The following is a 6720-nucleotide window of genomic DNA, read 5'->3' as shown; positions in this document are numbered from 1 at the left end:
GGTGGCAAGGTGGTGTCTGCCCAATCCAACTATCTGTTGGAGGGCAAGCCGGTGGCAGTGGTGGGGGACATGGTGACGTGCCCCAAGGATGGTCACAGCACCTGCAGCATCATCGAGGGGCATCCCACCATCAGCTTGAATGGCAAGCCGGTAGCGTTCCACGGCTGCCATACGGCATGTGGTGCGACGTTGATCTCGGCGGCGAATGGTACCCATGGACTAGGTTGATAAACTGTTCGCATTACCCAAAAACCCTCATGGCTACTCCATGAGGGTTTTTTGATATTTATAGCTCCATACCGATTATGAACTACCTACTAATATCATTGGCCCAGCATCAAGATAAGTGATAAAGAGCTACAAAAGGTATTGGAGAACTGATTATGAATAAAGCCCAGAGAAAGATACTCGAAGCGGTCGGAGTTTTAAGCAATAATCGACTTGATTGTTCATCGTTTTCCAAAAAACATATATTGGATGTAGAGAAAAAATTCGATGAAGTAAAAAAACCAGGGTTTGTGTGTGCTAAGCGAGATGACTGTCTAATATTAGCAGAATCTTGGTTCCGAGAAAGAGGCTTGTATTTGTCATGGGGGAGTATTGGCAGTATATTTCTTGTTTCTATCTGCATTTTTTTGCTGCTATGATTTTTATAAAAGAAGGTGTTCTGAATATTCCAGCAACATTAGCTGCACTAGCTGCGTTAGGCATGGGGTGGGTGAGTGCCTATCCTCTTTTTTTTGCTGCCAAAAGTGAACTTAAGTTCCAAGGGTTACAATATACCGTCTTTAACGCTAACTCTAAAAATATTCATTTTGTCAGCGAGGTCGATTTTCAATCCAAAACCTGTCGCTGGGATGAGTGCACATTCTGTCTCGCCTATTCTGCGGGCAGTGTAGATGGTTATTATTACGAGCTTAAGGGCTACTTGTTCAAGGAAGATGGTAGCACCAAAGACAGCTTTTCGTTTGATGATTATCATTATATGATCTCGAATAATGATAATACTCGCCAAATGATGATCAAGGATCTTTCCGCCAGGTTCGAATATGTACGCCGTTTTATGCAAGAGGGTCCTGATTCTGTAGAGGCTGTTACAGAGACATTGGATTTGAAGCCAAGCCTCTCCGAGGCGGCCCACCGATTTCAGCCTAGGTCCGAAGCCTCTGAAGGTAAGAAGTTCCATGTGATCTATTCAATAGTACGCACAGTGTTTCTGATTCCCTTTAGCGTACAAGTCGTGGGCCACTACTTTTTCTGTCGCTATTGTCGCCTACCAGAGTGGCCGCAAAGTGTGATTGACGAGTGTGGTAAAGATATTTTCCCAAAGCGGTAATATCTATCATTTAACTCACATTGGCCGCAGGCTCTGTGAGTAATGCCTAGAAAATTTAGGTGTTATCCTTAAATCTATGAAAGAGAATGTATAGATGTAGATGTGCCACACCTCTAAATAATTTTATGAAGCATTGGAAATTGCCCTTTGAATATTGAAAAATATCTTCGTGTAACAGGATTAACCAAAACAGGAAATTATCCTGATATCATTATTCCTGCTAAAAAGGAGGAATGTATCAGCATATCCCCACAAACAATATTTTATATAAATGATGATTATATTCTTCTAGGGGACGCAGGGTTTCGGGAGAGAGGTATGCTACTTGGTCTAAGCATTCTCTTGATGCCAGTAGTAATTGCGATGTGCTCTTTTTTTGGGTATTATATGTTTTCGGTAAAAGCGTATATTGCTTTTGCTTTTGTTGTGTTATTTATTTTGTTTTTGTCACACCCTTATATATTGGGGGCATGGATTGAGATAACACGAGTTCCTGTGTCTCCGGTAGTCTTCAATCGCAGAACTGGTAAAGTATATTTTTTCAGCGATAAAGATCATCAGCCCAAACAAAGGCCTTGGACAGATTGTTTGTATGCTGTTGCTTATAAGGGGAGGTCTATTACGGCCTGCCAATATGAGTTGCGTGGTTTTTTAATGGACGGACATCGTGTCGAGGATAGTTTTTCCTTTGGTGATACTGTTCTTGAAATGAAAGAAGCCCCCAAGAATGAGGTTTTTTACCTTTTCTATTATATACAAGCATTCATGGAGTATGATAATGAGTTTGAACAACCGCCTAAACTCATGTCTTGGCGTCCATCGTTAGCTGAATCCGCAAGACACACGATACCCAGGCTCATCACAGACAACTCAGCTATAAATTTTCTTTCTACTGTCTTCTATCGCACCATGTGTGTCTTTTTCTCATGGCAAATACTCGGACATTATTTCATCTGTCGATATGGAAAGGTTCCACAATGGTCACAGGAGATTATCGATGAGTGCGGTGAAGATATAGTTTTGAAGTAACTATATATCTTCTGAATGCAATCACGGAATACAACACACTTTTCAGACTAGATGGAGAAATTATCAATGTTCAGTTCCGGCGACGGTGTTATCGTGCTCGGTGATAGCACGACACATGGTGGCAAGGTGGTGTCTGCCCAATCCAACTATCTGTTGGAGGGCAAGCCGGTGGGAGTGGTGGGGGACATGGTGACGTGCCCCAAGGATGGCCACAGCACCTGCAGCATTATCGAGGGCCATCCCACCATCAACTTGAATGGGAAGCCGGTAGCGTTTCATGGCTGCCATACGGCATGCGGGGCGGCGTTGATCTCTGCGGCGAGTGGCAAGCACGGCCTGGGATAAGTGCGTGAGCTAATCCACGTGGTATCTGTGTTTGATGATCCCGTAGCCTTGGCTGCGGGATTTTTCGTTTTGGCTTTGTGTGCCTTTCTGCTCTCTACCCATCCGTCGTAGAGATCTGCCTGAGGAGACTCTCATGGTTACCAGGCCGGACCCCATTTCGGTATAAGGGCTACATGTCGTGCCGGTGCCGCTGTCTCTCGATCATCATGATGGTCCGATAGAAGCCACCGCCTATGGGTAATTGCACCGTCTTTGGTATACCAGCGTTCCGAACGAGCGGAGATGGCGGCGAAGAGAATACTCAGGCTGGCATTAGAAATGATGCAGCTTCTCGCGGTCCTGAATGCGGCGACGGGCAGGCTGGTGCATACATAGAAGTCAAGTGTATCGTCGTCTGAAGATCAAATTTACTTGGGACTTCAAGCCGATACGGCACTCGTTAAGAAAGATTAGGTTGGTTCGCTCAGCATGATAGTCTTATTTGGTTATAGATATACATCTAAATGTATGCTCTCTCATGGCTCCTGTTTCTAATTTATCATTTGGGGCTATAAAGCTTGCATCTGGTAAAGAGCTCCTACGATTAAAAGTGAATTTAGCTGTAGTGCCTTCACCTAATCCTCCTCCTCTTTCAACTTTTTTACTGCCACTATCTGGGCCTTGAGGGTTGAGTTGAGGAGATGTGTTGTAATAATTTTCACTATACCAATCATTAGTCCATTCAAAGCCATTAAGCCCCATTTGATAAATGCCTATGGGGTTTGATGGTTTAGACTTTATTATGCTAGGAGACGTCAGTGAGTTAGATTTAGTGCTTCTTCTAATTTCCTCGCGTGTAGGAATGTTTTTTCCTCTTTCATAAGTTCCATCATCTGTCCCAAAAATATAAAGTTGCCCTCTTGAGCGCGCAGCAAACTCCCATTGCGCTTCAGTAGGTAATTTATAGGTGCTGTCAGTATTGGCAGAAAGCCAAGAGCAATAGTCATTGGCTTGGTACCACGTGACTCCCGCTGGGACATTGGGAGCTCTATATTTTTTCTCAATGCCACTGTTGTTTATAGGTTTTTTTCCGGTGGCTAACGTATAGGTATCAAAATCATCATAAGATACTTGAGTAGCAGAAATAGAATAACTATCAAGAGTCACTGTATGTAATGGCTTGTTGTCTTTGTCTACGGAATAAGGCAAACCATTAGTCCCTTCGTCAATAGGACCAAAATCGCCCATTTGGAAGGTGCCACCTTTGACAAAAATCATATTGTCTTCAGTTTTTTTGATAAGAGCCGCGATTTTTTCCTGATCGGAGATAGTAAGTTTCTGACTGTTGGAGTCAGATTCTTTACACCCTGGGAATATTAAAAGAAATATTACTGAAATAACAATGGAAGAAGAAATGCTCACTTTACCTACTCAGCCGGTTGCGGTATTATAACACATTATCATTTTTCTGTTTATAAGTAAATGTGGAGCTGTAAATTGTAGCTATATTGGATAGCATATACATCGTTGACATCAGTATCTCAGATCTTTGAGAAATAAGAATTCGATCGCAATTTAGTTGTGCAACGGCGTATCTGTTCGGTTAGCTATTGCTCTCTGTATATGCCGTCATAGCTAAATCAGTACGCTTAGTCTATTTCATCACTTACGACGCAACGAAAAGAAAACTCCGTGTGAAGAAATTTGTCGCCTATTTTAGGAGGGGCATGATAACGTTCTCCCGTCAATGTACCTCCCCAGCCTTGGCCATTCGATATGCCTCTTACTACTTTTTCATCACCCTCGTCTGGGCCTCTTGGATTCTTTTGAATGGTGCTATCATAATAATCTTCCTGATACCAATCTAGTACCCATTCATAACCATTGTCTCCCATTTGGTACAACCCTAGAGGGTTAGGTGGGTACATATCAACAGGATAGGGTGCAAGACCACTCGAATCGCCAGCCTCAGTTGCGCCTCTTACTTCTTCATTTGTAGGGATGCTCTTACCTTTTTCTAAAGTGCCTGTACTAGTACCATAAGGGATAAATTGTCCACCGGATCGTGCTGCATACTCCCACTGTGCTTCTGTTGGTAATGTAAAGGGTAATGAAGTTTTCTCAGCTAGCCAACCGCAATAATTTTTGGCTTGTTGCCAATCTACACCAGCAGGCACATTATCCTGACGGAATCGCATTTCATATTTGTTAGAGTTATTGATCTTCTCTTTCCCTGTAGCCTGTGTATAAATATCGTATTCTGAATATGTCACTTTAGTGGGTGACATGTAGAAGGTATCTAGTGTGACTTGGTGTAACGGCTTATTATCCTGTTCTGCGCTATAAGGTAATCCTTTGTTGCGACCTTTCAGATTGGGGTCTATGGGGCCGAAATCTCCCATCTGGAAGCTACCCCCTTCAACGCGAACGAGAGCATCTTTTGTCCGTTGAATCAATGTATCGACATCTTTCTGATTGCTTACATCAGCATTAACATTATTGCAAGCGCTAACACCTATGGCAGAGAGTGTCGTCAGAACAACTATATATTTCATGAATGTCCCTATAAAACTGTCGCATCAGTATTCTGCGGCTGGCCGCTTGGCGATGCAGCTTCGTTACAAATATGTCTTCAAAACAACCCTGAGTTTGACACACACAGTATCATCTTGGGTAATCCCACCATCAGCTTGAATGGCAAGCCGGTAGCGTTTCACGGCTGCCATACGGCATGTGGGGCGGCGCTGATTTCTGCCGCGAGTGGCAAGCACGGCTTGGGGTGAGGGCGTGAGCTTGCCCATGTGGTATCCGTATTCGATGATCCCGTAGCCTTGGCTGCGGGATTTTTCGTTCTGGATCTGCATAAGTGCCGCGGTCTCATGTTTCAGGCGGCGCATTGCTGTGGCGGGGGCTGCATTCACGTTCAAGGTTTCATTGAAAGTCTTTCTCTGCGCCGCGGGTTTTTCAGCCAGGCAGCGAAAGATAGTGTCAGTCACTTCCCGAGACAGACCTGCTGCCACGTGACGCAGCGGGTCTTGCCGTTGGGCCGATGACAACCATTGACTATAAGGGGCATCTCCATGCTCACCTTGATCGTGAAATTTGACGTCAAGCCCGAACAACTCGATACCTTCAAGCAGGCCTTGGCTGACAACAAGCTGGGCTCAGCGGATGAACCGGGGATGCTGGAAATGCGTTTCTTCGCGGCCAAGGATTCTCCCACCACCATTTTCGCCTACGAGCGCTGGGCAAGCCCCGAAGCGCATCAGGCACATGTGAACCAGCCCTACGCGCAAGCCCTGCTGAAACTGGCTGACACGGCGTTGGCATCGCCATTCGAGGTGATGCCCTTGAACGATACTGACCCGGCGCCATTGCATAATGCGAACCCCAGGCACGTGCAGCCGGAAGATGAGGTATTCAGTATCTTCTTTATCTTCAAGATCAAGGAAGAATATCGCGCTCGATTGCTGCAGCAATTCACCACGCATGTGGCGAAGACGCGCAGTGAGGAGCCGGGCAATCTCGTGTTTGATCTGTATACCATCGACGGGCAGGACGACACGCTGGTGATATACGAGCATTGGCGCACGGAGTCAGACCTGTGGGACATTCACTTCCAGCAGCCCTATGCCATCGAGACAGGCAAGCTGTTGGAGCAGGCCATGGTTGGTGATATGCAGCAGTACCTGAACATCGTCAGCGAGTTCTGAGCTGACTGGCAGGACATACTCTCTCTACACCTCCATCTTGAGGACAAGGCGCAGCCACCTCGGGCTGCGCCTTGTCTATTTCAGTGGTTTCCAGTCGACATGAGCGTCAGCGTGCCATCCAGCCGCCATCGACCGTCAGGACGGTGCCATGCACATAGTCCGAGGCGGATGATGCGAGGAACACTACCGGGCCCTTGAAGTCGTCTGGTGATCCCCAGCGCCCGGCGGGGATGCGCGCGAGGATGTCGCGGGAGCGCTGTGCATCCTGTCGCAGGGCTTCGGTATTGTCGGTGGCGATATAGCCCGGTGCGATGGTGT

At 46.0% G+C, this 6720-nt stretch carries 9 protein-coding genes; 6 read left to right on the top strand and 3 right to left on the bottom strand.

Annotated features, from left to right (window positions below):
• The 4 genes from ACN0TT_RS20355 to ACN0TT_RS20340 all read left to right on the top strand — a co-directional run.
• Positions 1-228: PAAR domain-containing protein (locus ACN0TT_RS20355; protein WP_417763945.1), on the top strand; the 228-nt coding region annotated here is incomplete at its 5' end.
• 361 nt (positions 229-589) lie between these two features.
• On the top strand, positions 590-1336 hold the full coding sequence (locus ACN0TT_RS20350; RefSeq protein ID WP_341542913.1) for a DUF6708 domain-containing protein: 747 nt from the start codon (positions 590-592) through the stop codon (positions 1334-1336).
• 147 nt (positions 1337-1483) lie between these two features.
• Positions 1484-2365 (top strand): DUF6708 domain-containing protein, encoded by an 882-nt coding sequence (locus ACN0TT_RS20345; protein ID WP_341542912.1) that lies wholly within the window; start codon positions 1484-1486, stop codon positions 2363-2365.
• Positions 2366-2431: 66 nt separating this feature from the next.
• Complete coding sequence (locus ACN0TT_RS20340; protein ID WP_417763944.1) at positions 2432-2710, top strand: PAAR domain-containing protein; 279 nt, start codon at positions 2432-2434, stop codon at positions 2708-2710.
• Positions 2711-3187: 477 nt separating this feature from the next.
• Here the strand turns inward: ACN0TT_RS20340 and ACN0TT_RS20335 are convergent, their stop codons facing one another.
• Entirely contained in the window at positions 3188-4111 is a 924-nt protein-coding gene (locus tag ACN0TT_RS20335) for a formylglycine-generating enzyme family protein (RefSeq protein WP_417763943.1), read from the bottom strand.
• 227 nt (positions 4112-4338) lie between these two features.
• A complete protein-coding gene (locus tag ACN0TT_RS20330; protein ID WP_417763942.1) occupies positions 4339-5244 on the bottom strand; it encodes a formylglycine-generating enzyme family protein in 906 nt (301 codons plus the stop codon).
• Here ACN0TT_RS20330 and ACN0TT_RS20325 point away from each other — a divergent pair.
• Both ACN0TT_RS20325 and ACN0TT_RS20320 read left to right on the top strand, forming a co-directional pair.
• Complete coding sequence (locus ACN0TT_RS20325) at positions 5137-5472, top strand: PAAR domain-containing protein (RefSeq protein WP_417763941.1); 336 nt, start codon at positions 5137-5139, stop codon at positions 5470-5472. The genes ACN0TT_RS20330 and ACN0TT_RS20325 overlap by 108 nt on opposite strands.
• Before the next feature lie 297 nt (positions 5473-5769).
• A complete protein-coding gene (locus ACN0TT_RS20320) occupies positions 5770-6402 on the top strand; it encodes a putative quinol monooxygenase (RefSeq protein WP_417763940.1) in 633 nt (210 codons plus the stop codon).
• 106 nt (positions 6403-6508) lie between these two features.
• On the opposite strand, the gene ACN0TT_RS20315 is transcribed toward ACN0TT_RS20320, so the two are convergent.
• Positions 6509-6720: SDR family oxidoreductase (locus tag ACN0TT_RS20315; protein WP_417763939.1), on the bottom strand; the 212-nt coding region annotated here is incomplete at its 5' end.

Source organism: Shewanella sp. (assembly GCF_048265805.1).
Taxonomy (GTDB): Bacteria; Pseudomonadota; Gammaproteobacteria; order Enterobacterales; family Shewanellaceae; genus Shewanella.
This window is presented reverse-complemented; position numbering and strand designations above follow the sequence as displayed.

Excerpts from the sequence above, each read along its gene's own strand:
- ACN0TT_RS20320 (WP_417763940.1), top strand. The coding sequence starts at position 5,770 with ATGCTCACCTTGATCGTGAAATTTGACGTCAAGCCCGAACAACTCGAT.
- ACN0TT_RS20330 (WP_417763942.1), bottom strand. The coding sequence starts at position 5,244 with ATGAAATATATAGTTGTTCTGACGACACTCTCTGCCATAGGTGTTAGC.
- ACN0TT_RS20350 (WP_341542913.1), top strand. The coding sequence starts at position 590 with ATGGGGGAGTATTGGCAGTATATTTCTTGTTTCTATCTGCATTTTTTT.
- ACN0TT_RS20340 (WP_417763944.1), top strand. The coding sequence starts at position 2,432 with ATGTTCAGTTCCGGCGACGGTGTTATCGTGCTCGGTGATAGCACGACA.